Source organism: Pedococcus sp., assembly GCF_036554925.1.
Classification (GTDB): domain Bacteria; phylum Actinomycetota; class Actinomycetes; order Actinomycetales; family Dermatophilaceae; genus Pedococcus_A.
In genome coordinates this window covers 19,204-37,669 of sequence record NZ_DATBMI010000126.1, presented here as the reverse complement: position 1 = coordinate 37,669, position 18,466 = coordinate 19,204, and the positions used below count along the sequence as shown (strand labels likewise).

The window sequence follows — 18,466 nt, the reverse complement described above, 5'->3', positions numbered from 1 at the left end:
GTCAACCTCGTCGCCGACCACGCCGACCTCGAGGCGCAGGCCCTGCAGGTGGCGAGGGAGATCATGGGCAAGAGCCCGCAGGCGCAGCGGATGCTGAAGTTCGCCTTCAACCTCACCGACGACGGGCTGATGGGGCAGCAGGTGTTCGCCGGCGAGGCCACGCGACTGGCCTACATGACCGACGAGGCCGTCGAGGGCCGTGACCAGTTCCTCGAGAAGCGCGATCCCGACTGGTCGCCCTTCCCCTGGTACTTCTGAGCCCCCCTCGCGGTCGGTCCGGTGCACCATGCCGGGCGCCGCGTGGCGCTGCCGGGCGCAGCGCGGGTCGGGCTGCCGGCACTGCGCGGGTCAGCCCGAGCCGCCGATGTCCACCTCGTAGGCCTCGAACACCAGGTCGGAGCCGGCCTGCCGGTGCCTCACGAGCTGGCCGACGAGCGCGGTGATCTCCTCCCGCAGGGCCGCCGGGTCGGCCAGCTCGCCCTCGCCGTCGATCCGGGCCAGCAGGCTCTGCAGGTGGACGGCATACCGGGTGTGCTCGCCCATGAGTCGGCGCACCTTCCCCGACAGCCGGGGCGACGACGCCCGGACATCGGCGTACAGGCCACCCTCACCCTCGGTGAGCTCCACATGGGTGCGGAAGTCGTGGGCGAGCTCGGCCACCGCCGCGCGCACCCTGTCGCGCCAGTCGGCACCCTCGATCGGCGAGGCCAGCGCCTCGTCGACCGCCGTCATCGAGTCGCGCAGCTCGGCGCGGTGCGCCCGCACGCGCTCGAGGTACTTCGCGAAGTCCTCCTCCATGGCGCACCTCCCGCCCCTGCCACCGTGCTCCCACCTCATGATTCCGCCTCATCGTCCCGCCGCCGGGACGCGCCGTCCAGAGGCCGGGGGCCGCGGCATACGCTGGGGCAGTGACGACGCTGCGGCCGCTCCCCGTGCCGGCCGGCCCCGCCGCCAAGGACGTCCTCCCGGCCCTGCGCGCCGCCCTCGACGGTGGCCCCGCCCTCCTGCCGTATGCCGCCTCGGCCCACCCCCCGGTCGTGCCCGACACCGCCGGCACGCTCCCCGACGGCCTGGCCCTGGCCGTCGGCACCTCGGGGTCCACCGGCACGCCGAAGCTCGCCATGCTCACCGGCACCGCGCTCAAGGCCAGCGCCCACGCCACGGACGACCGCCTCGGCGGCCCCGGCCAGTGGCTGCTGACCATGCCGGCCCACCACATCGCCGGTCTGCAGGTGCTGCTCCGCTCCCTGCTCGCCGGCACCGAGCCCGTCGTCGCCGACCTGGCCGCCGGCTTCACCCCTCGGGCCTTCGCGACCGCGGCCGCGGCCCTGACCGAGCGACGCCGCTACACCTCCCTCGTCCCGACCCAGCTGTCCCGCCTGCTCGCCGACGACGCCGGAACGGCCGCCCTGCGCGGCTTCGACGCCGTGCTCGTCGGCGGTGCTGCGGCACCGCCGGTACTGCTCGCCCGCGCCGAGGACGCGGGCGCGCGAGTCGTCACCACCTACGGCATGAGCGAGACCGCCGGCGGGTGCGTCTACGGCGGGCTGCCCCTCTCCTGCAGCCGGATCCGGGCCGACGACACGGGGCGGCTGCACCTCGGCGGTGCCACGCTCGCGCACGGGTACCTCGGTCGGCCCGACCTGACGGACGAGGCATTCCGAACCGACGCGCACGGGACTCGCTGGTTCGCCACCGACGACGTCGGGCACCAGGGCGGCGACGGCCGGTGGCACGTCGAGGGTCGCGTCGACGACCTCATCAACACCGGCGGGCTCAAGGTGGCCCCCCGGCTGGTCGAGGAGGCCCTGCTCGCCCACGTCACCGGGGTGGCCGAGGCGGTCGTGGTCGGGGTGCCCGACGACGAGTGGGGCGAGGCGGTGGGCGCCGCCCTCGTGCTGGACGACGGGGCGACCGCGCCCTCGGTCGACGACCTGCGCGTGGCACTGCGGGGGACCCTTCCCGACCACGCCCTTCCCCGCCTCGTCACCGTCCTGCCCGCCCTCCCGGTGCGCGGCCCGGGCAAACCCGACCGCAGCGCCATCCGGTCTCGCCTCGCCGTCGAGGCGTGACACGATTGACCCATGCTCCGCGTGCTGCCCTGGGTCCTCGCCCTGGCCCTGACCGTCTACGCGGCCGTCGACTGCATCCAGACCGACGAGAGCCGCGTGCGCAACCTGCCCAAGCTCATCTGGGTGCTCCTCATCCTGCTGTTCTGGGTCGTCGGCGCGATCGCCTGGTTCATCGCCGGCAGGCCCCAGCAGGGTCGTCCCCGCCGTGGCCCAACTCACCGGCCCCCGCCCCCGCGTGGCCCCGACGACGACCCGGACTTCCTCCGTAACCTGTAGGCGTCCACCCGCCGCGCGTCGAACCGCGCCGCCCAGCACGAACCAGAGCGAGACCACCACCCATGGCCACCATTGCCCAGTGGATCGAGGGCGCCCGCCCGCGCACCCTGCCAGCCGCCATCGCGCCCGTCGTCGCGGGCACCGGCGCCGCAGCGGCGCTCGGCGAGTCCGACTACGGTCTGGCCCTGCTCGCGCTCGTCGTGGCCGTGAGCCTCCAGATCGGTGTCAACTACGCCAACGACTACTCCGACGGGATCCGCGGCACCGACGCCTCACGGGTCGGCCCGGTGCGCCTGGTGGGCCAGCACAAGGCCGACCCCGACAACGTCAAGATCATGGCGTTCTCGTTCTTCGGCTTCGCAGCGCTCGTCGGCCTCGCCCTCGTCGCCCTGAGCAACGCCTGGCTGATGATCCCGCTCGGCGCCGTGGCCATCCTCGCGGCCTGGAAGTACACCGGCGGCGACAACCCCTACGGCTACCGCGGGCTCGGCGAGGTCTACGTCTTCGTCTTCTTCGGCCTCATGGCGACGCTCGGCACGCTCTACACCCAGGCGGGCCAGATCACGACCGCCGGGGTGCTGGCCGCCGTCGGCGTGGGCGCGATCGCGTCCGCGATCCTCGTGGCCAACAACCTGCGCGACATCCCCACCGACCGGGCCACCGGCAAGATGACCCTCGCCGTGCGGCTCGGCGACCGTGGCACCCGGGTCCTGTATGCCGCGCTGGTCGCCGTCGCCGCGTTGGCAGTGGTGGCCATCGCCGTCATCCGCCCGCCCGCGCTGGTCGCCCTGCTCTCGCTCGCGGTGGCCTGGAAGCCCGTCCGGCTCGTGCTCTCCGGCGCGAGCGGTCGCGACCTGGTCAGGGTGCTGTCGGCCACGGGGCTGTTCGAGATCACCTACGGCGTGCTGCTCGCGGTCGGCCTCGCGTGGGGAGGCGCGTCCGCCTGAGCAGGCGGGCGGCTGCCTCAGCGGTACTCGACGGGGCCCTGGTTCCCCTGCGAGCCCTCGTCCTCGGCGTCCTCGGCCTGCTCGTCGCTCGCGGCCGCCCGTCGCTCCTGCTTGGCCTGCGCACGCGCCTGGATCCGCTCGTTGATCTGCCGGCTGTAGTCGTCGCGGAACCGCTTGAGCACGAAGAACGAGATCAGCATCGAGATGGCGGCGGCGAGCACGAGCAGGAGGATCTGCTGCTCGGGCTCGCGCAGCCCGAGCAGCCAGAGCGCCGCGAGGACGCCGAAGAAGATGAGCAGCCGCAGGACGGTGTACCGGACCACGCTCTCAGAGCCCCGAGTAGGAGTGCTGGCTGACGAAGAACACGTTCACCACCGTGTAGTTGATGACGATGCAGGCCCACCCGGCGAGGGCGATGTAGTTGGCCGACTGGCGGCTCCAGCCACTGGTGGCGCGGGCATGCAGGTAGGCCGCGTAGACGACCCAGATCACGAAGGTCCAGACCTCCTTGGGGTCCCAGTTCCAGTAGGCACCCCAGGCCTGCCGGGCCCAGATGGCCCCGGCGATGAGTGTGAAGGTCCACAGCGGGAAGGCCACGATGTGCAGGCCGTACGCCAGCCGCTCGATCGCGCGCGCGTCGGGGAACCGGTCCAGCACGGACCGCCGGCCGCTGCGCTCGAACGCGTCCTTGACGAGGTAGATGCCCGTCGCCGAGGCGGCGATGGCGAACAGCCCGGTGGCCAGCGTCGCCACGGTCACGTGGATGGCCAGCCACACGCTCTTCAGCGACGGCAGCAGCTCGGCGGCCTCGGTGTACCAGACGGTGATCGCCAGGCCGAGGGTCAGCAGCACCGGGGCGACGACGAACAGCCCCAGCCAGCGCAGGTCGCGGCGGGTGGACCAGATGCTGAACGCGAGGATGGTGAACATCGCACCGACCACCGCGAACTCGAACATGTTGCCCAGCGGCCAGCGCTGGACGGAGGCACCGCGCAACACCGCCGAGACCACCAGCAGGAAGCCGCCGAGCCAGGTCAGGCTGCCGGCGATCCCGGCGGCCTTGCGGGCCCGGGCGGGCACCTGCTCCCCCTCGTCGACCACCGGGGCAGCGGCGTCGGGGGTACCGGTCACCACGTCGGTGCCGGCGCCGGCAGGCACGTCGACCGGGGCACTCGGCACGCCCACGCCGACCAGGGCCTCCTCGCGCGCTGCCCGCTGGTCGCGGACGGCGGCGGCCGCGCGGTCGCGGTGCGGCACGAGCCCGGCGAGGTAGAGCGCGTAGCCGACCATCGCCAGGGTGAGCACCGCCATCGCGGAGTAGAGGCTCAGGTTGGCGTACTGCGCGAGCGCCTCGTTGGTCATCTCGGTGTACCCATCCGTCGTTCCACGGCGTCGAGGATCTCCCCGACCGCCTCTGCGAGTGTGTCGTCGTCGTCCTTGGCCATGCCGCCGACAGCCACCACGGTACGTCCCGCCTCGGCACCCGGCGAAACCCGGACGAAGACCCGTCGGCGACGGATGACCAGGCTGGCGATGAGACCGGCGAGGGCGAGCAGGGCGCTGACGAGCGTGAGCTCCTTGCCCGGGTCCGAGCGCACCGACAGCCCGGCGAAGCGCTCGACGCCGTCGAAGGTGATGCTGCCCCGGCCGCCGGGGAGCTCGAACGTCTGCCCGGGCTCGAGCCAGATCCGCAGGACGTCGGTGCCCTTGGCGTTCTTGACCTGGGTGAGCTTCTGGGTGTCGAGGGTGTAGACCGACTGAGGCCGGCCCTCGGGGAAGAGCTCCCCCTCGTAGAGGCCGAGTGCGAGCGCCGGCTTCTTGGCGTCGGGGAAGACCGAGCTCGGCCCCTGCTCCTCGCTGATGACGGCGGTCGGCAGGAAGAGGCCGAAGAACCCCAGCTGCTGCGGGCGGGCGCCGGTGACCTTGACCGCACCGACCGACTTGTAGTTGTTGTCCTGGGCGAGGAACGGCGTCGCGTCGCGGTAGACGACGTTGCCCTCGCCGTCGCGGACGGTGATGACCGGTGCGTAGCCGTTGCCGAGCAGGAACACCGAGGCGCCGTCCATCTCGAGCGGGTGGTTGACCTTGATGGTCTCCTCGCGGGGTGTGGCGCCCGGCTCGTCGGTGGCGGTGACGTGGGCGGTGAAGTCGCGGGGCTGCCCGAACTGGCCACGGCCGGTGACGTTCTCCTCGAACGTCGCGTCGAGCCGGTCCACGCCCACGGCGAAGGGCGAGAGGTCCTGCGCGTCGACCCACGGCCCGGGGCTGAAGGTGTCGTAGCGGGACAGGGTGTTGGCGAAGCCCTGGCCGACGGGCACGATCACGTCGCCCTTCCAGCCGAAGAGGTGCCCGATGGCGACGCCGATGATGACCAGGATGAGGGCGAGGTGGAAGACGAGGTTGCCCGTCTCCTTGAGGTAGCCGCGCTCGGAGCTGACCGAGTGCTCGTCGTGGCTGTGCACCCGGAAGCGCCGGCCACGCAGCTCGGCCCTGGCAGCGGCCAGGACGTCCTCGCGGCTCCCGGCGACCTCGCGCTCCGCGTGGGCGCCCAGGCGCTCGAGCCGGCCCGGGGCGCGCGGCGGCTGGGCCCGCATCGCCCGCCAGTGCACGCGGCTGCGCGGCAGCACGCAGCCCACCAGGGAGACGAACAGCAGCAGGTAGATCGCGGCGAACCACGGCGAGGCGTAGACCTCGAAGAAGCCGAGCCGGTCCAGCCAGGGCCCGAGCTCGGGGTGCTGCGCGATGTAGTCGGCGGTGCGGGCGGCGTCGATGCTGCGCTGCGGCCAGATCGAGCCGGGCACGGCGCCGATCGCCAGCAGCAGCAGGAGGAAGAGGGCGGTCCGCATGCTCGTCAGCTGGCGCCACATCCAGCGCAGCCAGCCGCGCGCGCCCAGGGTGGGCTGCGTGATCTCGGCCATCAGAGCACCGTCTCGAAGCCGCTGACGAGCCGGGTCTGGAGCGCGCGGGTCCAGTCCTCCCAGAGACCGGTGACGAGCAGGATGCCGACGGCCAGGAGCAGGGCACCCCCGAGCAGCTGGATGCCCCGCTGGTGCCGGCGCAGGGCCGCGGAGACCCGGCCGAAGCGCTGGAAGCCCGCCGCGATGAGCAGGAACGGCAGGCCCAGGCCCAGGCAGTATGCCGCGGCGAGGACCACACCCCGGGTCACCGCCTGCTGGTCCCCGGTGGTGGTCGCCAGGAGCACCACCGCGGCCAGGGTGGGGCCGGTGCAGGGCGCCCAGCCGATGCCGAACACCGCGCCGAGCAGCGGTGCCCCGGCCAGCCCTGCGGCGGGCTTGAAGCGCAGCCTCAGCTCGCGCTGGCTGCCGGCCCCGAGGAAGACCAGGGCCATGAGGATGACCAGCACCCCGCCCACGCGCATGAGGAGGGTGCGGTGCTCGATGAGGGCGGCGCCGATGGACGCGAAGAACGCCGTCGTCGCGATGAAGACCGCGCTGAAGCCCGCGACGAACAGCAGCGCCCCGAGGACCATCCGGCTGCGGGCGCGGTCGGCGAGGGCGACGTCGCCCAGACCGGTGACGTAGCCGAGGAAGCCGGGCACGAGCGGCAGCACGCACGGCGACGCGAACGAGACCAGGCCCGCGAGCAGCGCGACGGCGATGGCGACCGGCAGGGCGCCGGCGGCCACCGTGTCGGCAACCCCTGAAGGCAGGTAGAGCATGGGTGTGTCGGCCGCCTAGGACTCGGCGAGCACGTCGTCGACGAGGCCGGTCAGCGTGCTGGCCGTGACCTCGCCGTTGACCCGGGCGGCGATCCGACCGGTCGTGTCGAGCACCAGGGTCGTGGGCACCGTGGGCGCCTTGCCCTGGAGGGCGAGGATGAGCACGCCCGACTCGTCGCTCAGCGACGGGTAGGTGATGTTGTTCGCCTTGAGGAAGGCGGCCCCGCGCGCGGGGTCCTCGCGGAAGTCGATGCCGACGAACTGCACCGGCTTGCCGGCCTTGGACAGGCCGTCCCAGGCCTTCTGCAGGTCGGGCGCCTCGGCGACGCACGGCCCGCACCATGAGCCCCAGACGTTGACGACGACGACCTTGCCCGCGGCCTCCGCCATCGACCAGGTGCCGCCGTCGACGGTGGCGCCCTGGAGCTTCACCGGCTGCTGGCGCTCGGCCGCGGCGATCTTCTCGACGCTGCCGTCGCCCGAGACGTAGCCCTTGCGATCCCCGGCCTTGGCCTGGGCCGAGAGGCTGTTCGGGTCCTCGGAGCAGGCACCGACGGCCAGGGCGACCGCCACTGCGGCCAGCACTGCGGCATACCTCACGCGCCGGCCCCCTTGTGGGCCTGGGGCAGGAGGTCTGCGGCGGGCTCGCTGTAGGTGACGGACTCGAGCTCGCCGTCCTGGTAGGTCAGCGTCGTCAGCGACGCGAGGGAGCACTGGCGGTGGCGCGGGTCGTGCCACAGGCGCCGGCCCATGAGCCGGTTGCGGACGGTCCAGATCGGCAGCTGGTGGGAGACGATGACCGCCTCGTGGCCCTCGGCGGCGAGGCGGGCGTCGTCGATCGCGGCGAGCATCCGCCGCGCGATCAGCTCGTACGCCTCGCCCCAGGACGGCTTGAACGGGTTGACCAGCTTGGCCCAGTGCCGGGGGTGCGCGAACGCCGCGGGTCCGGCGTTGACGTGCTCCCCCTCGAAGCGGTTGACGGACTCGAGGACGCGGTCGTCGGTGACGATGTCGAGCCCGTGCTCCTCGGCGATCGGTGTCGCGGTCTCCTGCGCCCGGGTGAGCGAGGAGGCGACGACCAGGGTGACGTCGTGGTCGGCGAGGTGCCGGGCCACGGTCCGCGCCATCTGCTGGCCGAGGTCGGAGAGGTGGTAGCCGACGAGCCGTCCGTAGAGGACACGCTCGGGGTTGTGGACCTCACCGTGCCGCAGCAGGTGCACGACGGTCCGGACGGGCGCGCTCATGACTCGATTGTCGCAAACGCCTCGGCAGCCGCCGACGCCGCCGCCGGGATCGCCGCGACCACCCGCGCGACCGCCGCGTCGTCATGCGCCGCGCTGACGAACCACGACTCGAAGGCACTCGGCGGCAGGTGGACGCCCTGGCTCAGCATCGCGTGGAAGAACGCCGCGAACGCAGGCACGTGCTGGTCGCGGGCGTCGTCGTAGTCGGTCACGGCGCCGTCGCGGAAGAAGACGCTGAACATGCTGCCGGCACGCTGGACCCGGTGGGGCACGCCCGCACGGGCCAGCTCCTCGGCGAGGGCGGCGGTCAGGGTGTCCGCAACCACCCCGAGCCGGTCGTAGACCTCAGGGGTGCACGCCCGCAGCGTCGCCAGGCCGGCGGCGGTGGCCACGGGGTTACCTGACAGCGTCCCCGCCTGGTAGACGGGGCCGACCGGCGCGAGCAGTGCCATGACGTCGGCACGGCCGCCGAACGCCGCGGCGGGGAAGCCGCCGCCCATCACCTTCCCGAAGGTGAACAGGTCCGGCGGCCCAGCGGCATACGGGCCCTCGAGCCCGAACCACCCGGCGGAGGAGCAGCGGAAGCCGGTCATGACCTCGTCGGAGATGAGCAGCGCGCCGTGGGCGGCGGTGACGCGGCGCAGGCCGTCGGTGAAGCCGGGTGCGGGCGGCACCACCCCCATGTTGCCCGGGGAGGCCTCGGTGATGACCGCCGCGATCTGCCCGCCCCGCTCGGCGAAGGCCGCCTCGATGGCGGCGAGGTCGTTGTAGGGCAGCACGATCGTCTCGGCTGCCATCTCCTGGGGCACCCCGGCGGAGTCGGGGAGGGCCAGGGTGGCGACGCCGGAGCCCGCCGCGGCCAGCAGCGAGTCGACGTGGCCGTGGTAGCAGCCGGCGAACTTCACGATGAGCGACCGGCCGGTGTACCCGCGGGCCAGACGGATGGCGCTCATCGTCGCCTCGGTGCCGGAGGACACCAGCCGCACCCGCTCGACCGGCTCGACACGGGCCACGATCTCCTCGGCGAGCGCGACCTCGTTCTCGCTCGGCGTGCCGAAGGAGAACCCGCGCGAGGCCGCCCGGGTCACCGCGGCGACGACGTCGGGGTGGCCGTGGCCGAGGATCATCGGGCCCCACGAGCCGACGAGGTCGACGTACTCACGCCCGTCGGCGTCCGTGAGGTAGGGCCCCTGGCCGGAGACCATGAAGCGCGGCGTGCCGCCGACCGCCCGGAAGGCCCGCACCGGCGAGTTCACGCCCCCCGGGGTCACCGCGAGAGCGCGCTCGAGCAGGGCCTGAGAGGCGGGGGCTTCCACGGGGTATGCCGTGGTGGCGGCGCGGTCGGTCATGGCGCCATTGTCTCAGCCGCTCCGGAGCGACCGGTCGGCGCCGTGCGGGCGGTGTGGGCTACTCCACCTCGGAGCAGACGCCCGCGCTCCCGCTGCGGGTGATCGCGGTCTCGACGGCGGCCATGGCGCTCCCGAGGGCCAGGAACAGCTCGGGCGGCATCGTGTCGACGAGGTTGCGGCGGACGCTCTCGACGTGCACGCGGGCCATGTCCTGGACGGCCGTCCATCCCTCCTCGGTCAGCACCAGCTCCACGCCGCGGCGGTCCTCGAGGCAGGACTCGCGACGCACCCAGCCTCGCCGCTCGAGGCGGACGGCGGTGTGGGTGAGGCGACTGCGGGACTGGACGACGAGATCGGCGAGGCTCGACATCCGCAGCCGGCGGCCCGGCGCCTCGGACAGCATCGAGATGATCTCGTACTCGGACAGCTGGACGCCGTGGGACTGGAGGTCGCGGTCGAGGGCGGCCTCGAGCAGCCGGCTCCCGCGCAGGTAGGCACGCCAGGCGTGCTGCTCCTGGGAGCTGAGCCAGCGAGGCTCGGTGGCGGAGGTGGTGCTCACGGGAACCAGTATTTCACGTTGGACGATTAGTTGAAATATTAACGATCGCTGTTATGTTGAGGGCAGTGAGAGCGAGGAACCCCGTCCTCGACCACCACTCGACACAGGAGCTTTACTGATGACCATCACCGCCCAGAGCATCACCCAGATCCCCGCCGGCACCTGGACCGTCGACGCCTCCCACACCGAGGTCGGCTTCACCGCCCGACACCTCATGGTGAGCAAGGTCCGCGGCCAGTTCACGGACGTCGCGGGCACCGTGACCGTCGGTGAGCCCTTCTCCACCTCGCAGGTCACCGCGACCGTGCAGCTGGCCTCCATCGAGACCGGCTCGGCCGACCGCGACGCGCACCTCAAGAGCGCCGACTTCTTCGACGTGGAGAACAACCCGGAGATGACCTTCGTCTCCACCGAGGTCTCCGAGGACTCCCTCAAGGGCGACCTGACCATCAAGGGCGTCACCCGTCCGGTCGAGTTCGACCTCGAGTTCGGCGGCGTGGCCACCGACCCGTGGGGCAACACCAAGGCCGGCTTCGAGGCCGAGGCCGAGATCAACCGCAAGGACTGGGGCCTGGAGTGGAACGTCGCGCTCGAGGGCGGCGGCGTGCTCGTCTCCGAGAAGATCAAGATCAAGCTCGACGTCCAGCTGCTCAAGACCGCCTGACCGGCGTCCCACTTCTTGCCCGAGACCCACCGTCGCGGCCCCTCCCGGGGCTCGCGGCGGTGGGTCTCGGGCCATGGGTGCGTGTGTGCCGTATGCCGTTGGGGCCGGCTACTCCCGGACTGCCCCCTCGAGCATCCCGGCGATGAAGTGCCGCTGGAGGAACAGGTAGAGCACGACGACGGGTGTGGCGACGATGCAGGCGCCCGCGGCCAGCAGCGTGAAGCCCTGGGTGTACTGGCCCTGGAAGAAGGCCAGTCCGAGCGGCGCGGTGCGCAGCGACTCGGAGGTCACCATGACCAGGGGGATGAGGAACTCGTTCCACGTCCACATGAAGACCAGGACCGTCAGCGTCACGATGGCGGGCCGGGCCAGTGGCACCAGCACGCTCCAGAGGATGCGCCGGGTCGAGGCGCCGTCGAGCCGGGCCGCCTCGACGAGGGAGCGGCTGCTCGTGCGGAAGTAGGCGCGCATCCAGAAGGTGCCGAACGCCACCGACTGGGCGACCTGCGGCAGGACCAGCGCCCAGGGCGTGTCCGTGAGGCCGAGCGTCCGCAGGTCGAAGTAGAGCGGCACCACGATCGCCTCGCTGGGCATCATGATGCCGACGAGCAGCAGGTAGAAGAGCACTGTCGAGCCGCGGAAGCGCATCGTGCCGAAGGCGAACCCGCTGAGGATCGACAGGACGACGCTGACCACCACGACCGTCGCCGAGACCAGCAGGCTGGTGCGCAGGTAGGTGCCGAAGTGGCCGTCCTCCCACGCCCTCGCGAAGTTCTCCGGGTGCAGACCGAGCACTCCCGGTCCGACCTGGCCGCCGGCCGCGTCGTCGGGGCCGAGTGCGGCGGCCACGATGGTGAGGATCGGGTACAGCGCGAACACCGCGAACACGATGAGGATGGCGTAGTTGGCGAAGCGCTCGCCGGAGGAGACCCTCATGCCGCCGCCCTCATGCGCGCTCCCGCTCCGCGACCCGGGTGATGCCGAGCGAGATCGCGAAGATGACCAGGGTGAGGACGACGGCGATGGCGGCGGCGGACCCGACCCTGCCCTGCTGGAAGGCCCGGTTGTAGACCTCGAACGAGGGCACGGACGTGCTCTGCCCCGGCCCACCGCGGGTCGTGATGTAGACGAGGTCGAAGGTGCGCAGCGCCGCGATCACCGTCAGGGTCAGGGCCACCGCGATCTCACCGCGCACCGACGGCAGCGTGACGGCGAAGAACTCCCGCACCGGGCCTGCGCCGTCGAGCCGGGCGGCCTCGTAGAGCTCGCCGGGGATGCGCCCCATGCCGGCCAGCAGCAGCACGGTCACCAGGCCGATCTCGAACCACGTGCCGATGAACCCGACCGCGGGCAGGGCGGCGGTGTAGTCGCCGAGCCAGCCGCGGGTCAGCGACTCGAGCCCCACGGCCCGGAGCAGGTCGTTGACGCTGCCGTCGGGGGCGTAGAGACGCCGCCACGCCACGCCGACGACCACCATGGCGACCACCTGCGGCAGGAACACGACGGTGCGGAAGAACGGCAGGCCTCGCACCCGCGCCCGGTTGAGGATCGACGCCAGCCCCAGGCCCACCACGAGGGGCAGCACCGCGTAGAAGAACACCAGCACCAGCGCGTGGCCGAACGACGACCGCAGCGCGGGGTCGGTGACGACCTCCGCGTAGTTGTCGAGGCCGGCCCAGGTGGCGAGCGTGGTGCCGTTCCAGTCGTAGAACGAGATCTGCACCGCACGGCCCAGCGGGTAGAGCAGGAACGCCGCGTAGACCAGGAACGCCGGCAGCAGGTAGAGGTAGGCGATCTTCCGCGGCTCCCCCGGCGGACCGGTGCTCCGGGCCGGCGCGGCGCCCACCGGGGGGTCGCCCGCCGTGGTGACGCGCACGCGGGTGCCGCCCGCCCCTGCGCCGCTCACTGGTTCGACGAGACGAACCCGCTGTAGTCCTTCTCGAGGGTGTCGAGGAACTGCTCGGGCGTGGCCTTCTTGGCGAGGAGGTCCTGCAGGGCCGCCCCGATGGTGTCCGACATCGTCGGCGTGGCGTAGTCGAGGTAGGGAACGAGCGCGTTCTTCTCCACCGCGGTGCCGAAGGCGGCGAAGACGTCCTTGCCGAGCGCGTTCGGCGCCTGCTGCGCGGCCGTGTCGGCGATCGGCAGGTTGTCGTTCTTCGCGAGCACGGCCATGGCGTCCTTGCTGGTGATGAAGTCGATGTAGGCGGCCGCGGCGTCGGGGTGCTTGCTCTTGCTCGAGATCGCCCACGGGATGCCGGTGCCACCCGTCGCCGCCGGGTTGCCCGAGGCCGGGGGCGGCAGCACGAACGTCACGTCGTCACCCATGGCCTTGCCGAGGTCGGCCTGCAGCCAGGTGCCCGCGATGAGGTAGGCGCCGGTGCCCTTCGAGAACGCCTGCCAGGCCGGGTCGTAGCCCTGGCCGTTGACGTCCTTGGAGAAGTAGCCCTTGTCGACCCAGTCGACCAGCGTCTGCGCGGCCTTCGTGTTCTCGGGCGTCTTCCACGAGCCGCCCTTCTGGCCGAACCCCAGCTTGCGGATGGCGTCGGGCTGCACGTTCTGGGCCTGCGCCGTGCCGAAGACGTGGATGGCCGGCCACTTGTCGAGGTTGCCCAGCACCAGGGGCAGCTCGCCCTTGGCCTTGAGCGTGGCCAGGCTCTGCTGGAACTCGTCCCAGGTCTGCGGCATGGACACGCCGGCCTTCTGGAGCTTGGTCTTGTTGACGAAGATGCCGACGACCTCGCCGACCTGTGGCAGGCCGAAGAGGCTGCCGGTGCCGAAGGTCTTGCCGTCGGTCGAGTACGACGAGTACTGGCGCACCGACTCGGGGTACCGGTCCTTCCACCCGTACGCCTCGGCATACCGGTCCAGCGCGACCAGCTGACCGGCCTGCACGAAGGAGCCCATCTGCGGACGGCCGTTGTTGGCCTGGAAGACGTCGGGCGGCGTGTTGCCCGACAGGGCCAGCTTGAGCGTGGTGTTGAGGTCGTCGGTCGAGCGCGAGACCCGGTTGAGCTTGATGTTCGGGTACTTCGCCTGGAACTCCTTGTTGAGCTCCTCGATCTGCGCCTTCTGCCCGCCGCGGATCTCCTGGTCCCAGACGGTGAGGGTGACGTTCCCCAGCTTCGACGCGTCGGTGGTGACCTGGCCGGTCGGCGTGGCGCCGCCGGTGTCGGAGTCGGACCCCGGCGTGCAGGCGGCCAGCGCGACCGCGCCGACCATTCCGGCTGCGGCCAGCAGGGTCGTGGACCGGGTTCTCGATCGGCTCGTCATCGGCGTGCTCCTCGTTCGGTGGTGGTGGGTCGGCAGGACGGGGCGCCGGTCACGGGTACCCCGGGACGTCGGCGCGGCGGGCGATGGTGGCAGTGGCGCGGCGGCCGGACCCGACGGGGACGTCCGGGACCAGGTCGTCGAGGAAGGCGTAGCGGCGCAGCAGCGAGCGGTGGTACGACCCGGTGCCGGGGTCGGCGCGCTGGCTGTTCCACCAGTCGGCGATGTCGCCCCAGCCGGGGGCCGCGAGCGACCCGCCGAACTGCTGCACCGCCAGGGACGAGCACAGCGCGGCGAACGACAGCCGCTGCTGCAGCGGCCACCCGGCCACGGTGCCCAGGACCATGGAGGCGGCGAAGACGTCACCGGCGCCGGTCGGGTCGAGGGCCGAGACGCGCAGGGCCGGGACGACGGCCTCCTCGCCCGACTCCGAGTCGATGGCCATCGCCCCCTCCTCGCCGTTCGTGACGATGGCGAGCGGGACGAGGTCGGCCAGGGCGTAGAGGGCCTCGGCGGGCGTCTCGGCACGGGTGTAGGCCATGGCCTCGTCGGCGTTGGCCAGGAAGGCGTGGCACACCTGCAGCTGGTCGAGCACCTCGCGGGACCAGCGTCCGCTGGGGTCCCACCCGACGTTGGCGAAGACGAGGGCGCCGTCGGCGCGGGCCCGCTCGACCCATGTCGGCTCCGAGGCGCCGAGGAGGGGGCGGCCCTCGCCGAGCTCGGCGATCACGGCCCGGGCCCGGGGCGGGCGCCCGATCAGCTCGGTCGGCCCGATGGGCGCGGGGTGCCCGTGGCTGACCATCCCGCGGTCGCGGTTGACGGCCAGCGACACCGTGACCGGCGAGTGCCAGCCGGGGAACCGCCGCGACCGGCTCAGGTCGACGTGCTCGAAGTCGGCCAGGGTCTCCCAGCAGAAGTCGCCGTACGCGTCGTCGCTGAACGCCGCCGCGAGGGAGGTGCGCAGCCCGAGCCGCTGCGCCGCCACCGCGAGGTTGGCGATGCCGCCGGGGCAGGAGCCCATGCCCTCGGCCCAGATCTCCTGGCCGTCCCCGGGCAGGGACTCGAGCCCGGTGAAGATGATGTCCAGGAAGACCGTGCCCCACACGAAGACGTCGATGTCGGGCGCCCCGTCGATGCGCAGCGGCGCAAGGGGGTCGTACACCTGCTCCGGCACTGCGCACGGCTCCTGTCGTTGGCTGACCTGCTCGCCAGAATGCACCCGAACGTCCGGCAAGACAAGCATCATCGCGCAGATACGTGCATACAAATGCGTGCGGTGCGCGTTTTTGATTGTTATCGTGCCTGCATGCGGGTCCCCCGACAGCGCGCCATCGTCGCACGGGTGACCTCTGCCGGAACCGCCACCACCGAGGAGCTCGCCGCGCTCTGCGACGTCAGCCTGGCCACGGTCCGGCGGGACCTCATCGAGCTCGAGGCGCAGGGAGCGATCCGGCGGGTGCACGGCGGCGCTGTCGCCCATGACGGCCCGGACGCCGACACGGCCCGTGGCTTCTCCGAGGTCGCCGCCCACGACACCGCGGACAAGCGAGCCGTGGCGGCTCGGGCCGCCGCCCTGGTGGGCGACGGCGAGTGCGTGATCCTCGACATCGGCACCACCACGATGATGCTGGCCCGCGAGCTGAGGGGGCGGCCCGTCACCGTGGTGACGGCCAGCCTCGCCGTCCTCGACGTGCTGCGCGACGACCCGACCGTCGAGCTCGTCCTCCTCGGGGGCATGGTCCGCCGGTCCTACCACTCCCTCGTCGGCGCCCTCACCGAGGACGCCCTGCGCCAGGTGCGCGGAAGCCATGTCTTCCTCGGCGCCAGCGGGGTGAGGAGCGACGGTTCCGTGCTCGACACCACGATGGTCGAGGTCCCCGTCAAGCGCGCCCTGCTGCGCGCCGCGGATCGCAGCGTCCTCCTCGTCGACCGGCACAAGTTCCCCGGCACCGGTGCCCTGCGGGTCTGCGGCCCCGGCGAGGTCGACACCATCATCACGAACACCGGCGCCGACCCCGACACGACAGCGGCCTGCCGGGAGGCAGGCACGGAGGTGCTCTACGCATGAGGCTCGCGATCCTGGGCGGCGGCGGCTTCCGCACCCCGCTGGTCTACGGCGCCCTCCTCACCGACCGGCACGAGCGCCGGGTCGACGAGGTCCGGCTCCACGACGTGAGCCCGCGGCGTCTCGCTGCCATCGGCCGGGTCCTGGCCCAGCTGGCGGAGGGCCACGACGACCCGCCCCGGGTCACGACCACGACCGACCTCGACGCAGCGGTCGAGGGCTCGGACTTCGTCTTCTCGGCGATCCGCGTCGGCGGGCTCGAGGGGCGCACGGCCGACGAGCGCGTCGCCCTCGACCTCGGCCTGCTCGGCCAGGAGACCACCGGCGCGGGCGGACTCTCGTACGGCCTGCGCACGGTCCCGGTGGCCCTGCGCGTGGCCGAGCGGGTGCGGGTCCTGGCCCCGGACGCCTGGGTCATCAACTTCACCAACCCCGCGGGGCTGGTCACCGAGGCCATGCAGTCGGTCCTCGGCGACCGCGTCGTGGGGATCTGCGACTCCCCCATCGGCGCCGCCCGCCGGGTGGCCGCCACCATGGGCGTCGACCCCGCGGAGACGACGGTCGACTACGTCGGGCTCAACCACCTCGGGTGGTTGCGCGGCGTGCACCACGACGGGCGCAACCTCGTGCCCGCCCTGCTCGGCGACGACCGCCGCCTCGCGGCGACGGAGGAGGGGCAGCTCTTCGGCGCGGAGTGGTTGCGCACCCTCGGCGCCATCCCCAACGAGTACCTCTACTACTACTACTTCACCCGCGACGCGGTCGCCTCCATCACCGGCAGCCCGCAGACCCGCGGTGAGTACCTCCTCGCGCAGCAGCAGCGGTTCTACGCGACGGTCGAGACCTCACCCGTCGCCGCCCTGGGCGAGTGGGACCGGGTGCGCATGGAGCGCAACGCGACCTACATGCGCGAGGCGCGCGACGAGGGCGAGGAGCGCGACGAGCACGACGTCCAGGGCGGGGGGTACGAAGGCGTCGCCCTCGCGATCATGGCTGCGATCTCCCGGGGCGAGGCGGCATCGCTGATCCTCAACGTTCGCAACGGTATCGCCGTCCCCGGGCTGCCCCATGACGCCGTGGTCGAGGTGCCGTGCACGGTCGATGCCCACGGCCCCCGGCCGCAGGCGGTCAGCCCGCTCGAGGGGCACCCGCTCGGCCTGGTGCAGCAGGTCAAGGCGGTGGAGCGGCTGGTCATCGAGGCCGCGACCACCGGGTCGGTGCAGCGCGCCGTCGAGGCGTTCGCCCTGCACCCGCTGGTCGACTCCGTCACCGTGGCGCGCGAGCTGCTGCGTGGCTACCGGGAACGGATCCCGTTGGTGGACGAGGTCTTTCGCACTTGACGGCGCACCGGCGAGGGATGCCGCGAGGTCACCGCAGCAGGTCGGCCGCCTCGAGCGCGTAGTAGGTGAGGATGACCTGCGCGCCGGCACGCCGGATGCTCAGCAGGGACTCCAGGATGGCCCGCTCGCGGTCGATCCAGCCCTGGGCCGCCGCGGCCTCGATCTGGGAGTACTCTCCCGAGATCTGGTAGGCCGCAACGGGAACCGGCGACATCTCGGCGGCCGTCCGCACGATGTCGAGGTGAGGCATCGCCGGCTTGACCATGACCATGTCGGCGCCCTCGGCGATGTCGAGCTCGATCTCGCGCACGGCCTCGGTCGCGTTGGCCGGGTCCTGCTGGTAGGTCATCCGGTCGCCCTCGAGCGAGGACTCGACCGCCTCCCGGAACGGGCCGTACAGGCCCGACGTGTACTTCGCTGCATACGCGAGCAGGATCGTGTCGGTGAAGCCGGCGCCGTCGAGCGCCTCCCGGACGTGACCGACCTGGCCGTCCATCATCCCGGAGAGGCCGAGGACATGGGCACCGGCGCGGGCCTGCGCGAGGGCCATCGCGGCATACCGCTCGAGGGTGGCGTCGTTGTCCACCACGCCGTCCTGGGTGAGCACCCCGCAGTGCCCGTGGTCGGTGAACTCGTCGAGGCAGAGGTCGGCCATGACGACGGTCTGGTCTCCCACAGCCTCGACGACGGCCTCGATGGCGAGGTTGAGGATGCCCTGCGGGTCGTCCGCCCCCGAGCCCGTGGCGTCCTTCTCCTGCGGCACGCCGAACAGCATCAGGCCGCCGATGCCGGCCTCGACGGCCGAGCGAGCGACCGCCACCAGAGAGTCCAGCGAGTGCTGGACCACGCCGGGCATCGCGCTGATGGGGACCGGCTCGTTGGCCCCCTCACGCACGAACACCGGCAGCACCAGCTCGGCCGGGTGCAGCCGGGTCTCCGCGACCAGCCGCCGCACCGGCGCCGACTGGCGCAGGCGGCGCGGCCGGACGACCGGGCCGGGCACG

Annotated in this window: 21 protein-coding genes; 7 read left to right on the top strand and 14 right to left on the bottom strand. The window is 72.3% G+C overall.

The window, feature by feature from the left end; translation table 11 throughout:
• The coding region (locus tag VIB11_RS10785) for an enoyl-CoA hydratase-related protein (protein ID WP_332031098.1) at window positions 1–258 on the top strand (258 nt) is incomplete at its 5' end.
• Between the two features lie 90 nt (window positions 259–348).
• Here VIB11_RS10785 and VIB11_RS10780 read toward each other — a convergent pair.
• Window positions 349–798 (bottom strand): hypothetical protein, encoded by a 450-nt coding sequence (locus VIB11_RS10780; RefSeq protein ID WP_332031097.1) that lies wholly within the window; start codon window positions 796–798, stop codon window positions 349–351.
• A gap of 110 nt (window positions 799–908) precedes the next feature.
• Here VIB11_RS10780 and menE point away from each other — a divergent pair, with 110 nt between their 5' ends.
• From menE to VIB11_RS10765, 3 genes are all read left to right on the top strand, one after another.
• On the top strand, window positions 909–2,072 hold the full coding sequence (gene menE, locus VIB11_RS10775; RefSeq protein WP_332031094.1) for an o-succinylbenzoate--CoA ligase: 1,164 nt from the start codon (window positions 909–911) through the stop codon (window positions 2,070–2,072).
• A 12-nt stretch (window positions 2,073–2,084) separates the two neighbouring features.
• A complete protein-coding gene (locus VIB11_RS10770; RefSeq protein ID WP_332031092.1) occupies window positions 2,085–2,348 on the top strand; it encodes a PLD nuclease N-terminal domain-containing protein in 264 nt (87 codons plus the stop codon).
• 62 nt (window positions 2,349–2,410) lie between these two features.
• A complete protein-coding gene (locus VIB11_RS10765; protein WP_332031090.1) occupies window positions 2,411–3,295 on the top strand; it encodes a 1,4-dihydroxy-2-naphthoate polyprenyltransferase in 885 nt (294 codons plus the stop codon).
• A gap of 17 nt (window positions 3,296–3,312) precedes the next feature.
• On the opposite strand, the gene VIB11_RS10760 is transcribed toward VIB11_RS10765, so the two are convergent.
• The 8 genes from VIB11_RS10760 to VIB11_RS10725 are packed head-to-tail and all read right to left on the bottom strand — an operon-like array spanning window position 3,313 to window position 10,126.
• Window positions 3,313–3,618, bottom strand: a complete 306-nt coding sequence (locus VIB11_RS10760; RefSeq protein WP_332031089.1) for a DUF4229 domain-containing protein — start codon at window positions 3,616–3,618, stop codon at window positions 3,313–3,315.
• A gap of 4 nt (window positions 3,619–3,622) precedes the next feature.
• Window positions 3,623–4,657 carry a c-type cytochrome biogenesis protein CcsB gene (gene ccsB / locus VIB11_RS10755; protein WP_332031087.1) on the bottom strand — a complete coding sequence of 345 codons (1,035 nt, stop codon included), beginning with the start codon at window positions 4,655–4,657 and terminating at the stop codon, window positions 3,623–3,625.
• Entirely contained in the window at window positions 4,654–6,213 is a 1,560-nt protein-coding gene (resB, locus tag VIB11_RS10750) for a cytochrome c biogenesis protein ResB (protein ID WP_332031086.1), read from the bottom strand. Before resB ends, ccsB begins: the two co-directional genes overlap by 4 nt.
• Window positions 6,213–6,974, bottom strand: a complete 762-nt coding sequence (locus tag VIB11_RS10745; RefSeq protein WP_332031084.1) for a cytochrome c biogenesis CcdA family protein — start codon at window positions 6,972–6,974, stop codon at window positions 6,213–6,215. Before VIB11_RS10745 ends, resB begins: the two co-directional genes overlap by 1 nt.
• A gap of 15 nt (window positions 6,975–6,989) precedes the next feature.
• The gene (locus VIB11_RS10740) at window positions 6,990–7,574 is read right to left on the bottom strand and encodes a TlpA disulfide reductase family protein (protein ID WP_332031082.1); all 585 of its coding nucleotides are present in this window, start codon (window positions 7,572–7,574) and stop codon (window positions 6,990–6,992) included.
• Window positions 7,571–8,218, bottom strand: a complete 648-nt coding sequence (locus VIB11_RS10735; RefSeq protein ID WP_332031080.1) for a histidine phosphatase family protein — start codon at window positions 8,216–8,218, stop codon at window positions 7,571–7,573. Before VIB11_RS10735 ends, VIB11_RS10740 begins: the two co-directional genes overlap by 4 nt.
• The gene (gene hemL / locus VIB11_RS10730; protein ID WP_332031078.1) at window positions 8,215–9,567 is read right to left on the bottom strand and encodes a glutamate-1-semialdehyde 2,1-aminomutase; all 1,353 of its coding nucleotides are present in this window, start codon (window positions 9,565–9,567) and stop codon (window positions 8,215–8,217) included. The genes VIB11_RS10735 and hemL overlap by 4 nt, the downstream gene beginning before the upstream one ends.
• 58 nt (window positions 9,568–9,625) lie before the next feature.
• A complete protein-coding gene (locus VIB11_RS10725) occupies window positions 9,626–10,126 on the bottom strand; it encodes a MarR family winged helix-turn-helix transcriptional regulator (protein ID WP_332031076.1) in 501 nt (166 codons plus the stop codon).
• A gap of 118 nt (window positions 10,127–10,244) precedes the next feature.
• On the opposite strand from VIB11_RS10725, the gene VIB11_RS10720 reads away from it, so the two are divergent.
• Window positions 10,245–10,790, top strand: a complete 546-nt coding sequence (locus VIB11_RS10720) for a YceI family protein (protein ID WP_332031074.1) — start codon at window positions 10,245–10,247, stop codon at window positions 10,788–10,790.
• Window positions 10,791–10,898: 108 nt separating this feature from the next.
• Here VIB11_RS10720 and VIB11_RS10715 read toward each other — a convergent pair whose 3' ends face one another.
• Genes VIB11_RS10715 through VIB11_RS10700 form a run of 4 tightly spaced genes read right to left on the bottom strand, consistent with a single transcriptional unit; the run spans window position 10,899 to window position 15,231 of the window.
• Window positions 10,899–11,726, bottom strand: coding sequence for a carbohydrate ABC transporter permease (locus VIB11_RS10715; protein ID WP_332031072.1), 828 nt, complete (start codon window positions 11,724–11,726; stop codon window positions 10,899–10,901).
• A gap of 10 nt (window positions 11,727–11,736) precedes the next feature.
• Window positions 11,737–12,636, bottom strand: coding sequence for a carbohydrate ABC transporter permease (locus tag VIB11_RS10710; protein WP_414695812.1), 900 nt, complete (start codon window positions 12,634–12,636; stop codon window positions 11,737–11,739).
• Window positions 12,637–12,692: 56 nt separating this feature from the next.
• Window positions 12,693–14,060 carry an extracellular solute-binding protein gene (locus tag VIB11_RS10705; protein WP_332031070.1) on the bottom strand — a complete coding sequence of 456 codons (1,368 nt, stop codon included), beginning with the start codon at window positions 14,058–14,060 and terminating at the stop codon, window positions 12,693–12,695.
• A gap of 49 nt (window positions 14,061–14,109) precedes the next feature.
• Entirely contained in the window at window positions 14,110–15,231 is a 1,122-nt protein-coding gene (locus VIB11_RS10700; protein ID WP_332031068.1) for a carbohydrate kinase family protein, read from the bottom strand.
• 132 nt (window positions 15,232–15,363) lie between these two features.
• Here VIB11_RS10700 and VIB11_RS10695 point away from each other — a divergent pair, with 132 nt between their 5' ends.
• Window positions 15,364–16,125: a DeoR/GlpR family DNA-binding transcription regulator gene (locus tag VIB11_RS10695; protein WP_332031066.1), complete on the top strand. Its 762-nt coding sequence runs from the start codon at window positions 15,364–15,366 to the stop codon at window positions 16,123–16,125.
• A complete protein-coding gene (locus VIB11_RS10690) occupies window positions 16,122–17,462 on the top strand; it encodes a 6-phospho-beta-glucosidase (RefSeq protein ID WP_332031064.1) in 1,341 nt (446 codons plus the stop codon). Before VIB11_RS10695 ends, VIB11_RS10690 begins: the two co-directional genes overlap by 4 nt.
• Window positions 17,463–17,490: 28 nt before the next feature.
• On the opposite strand, the gene hemB is transcribed toward VIB11_RS10690, so the two are convergent.
• On the bottom strand, window positions 17,491–18,465 hold the full coding sequence (hemB, locus tag VIB11_RS10685) for a porphobilinogen synthase (RefSeq protein WP_332031062.1): 975 nt from the start codon (window positions 18,463–18,465) through the stop codon (window positions 17,491–17,493).
• Window position 18,466: the final 1 nt, after the last annotated feature.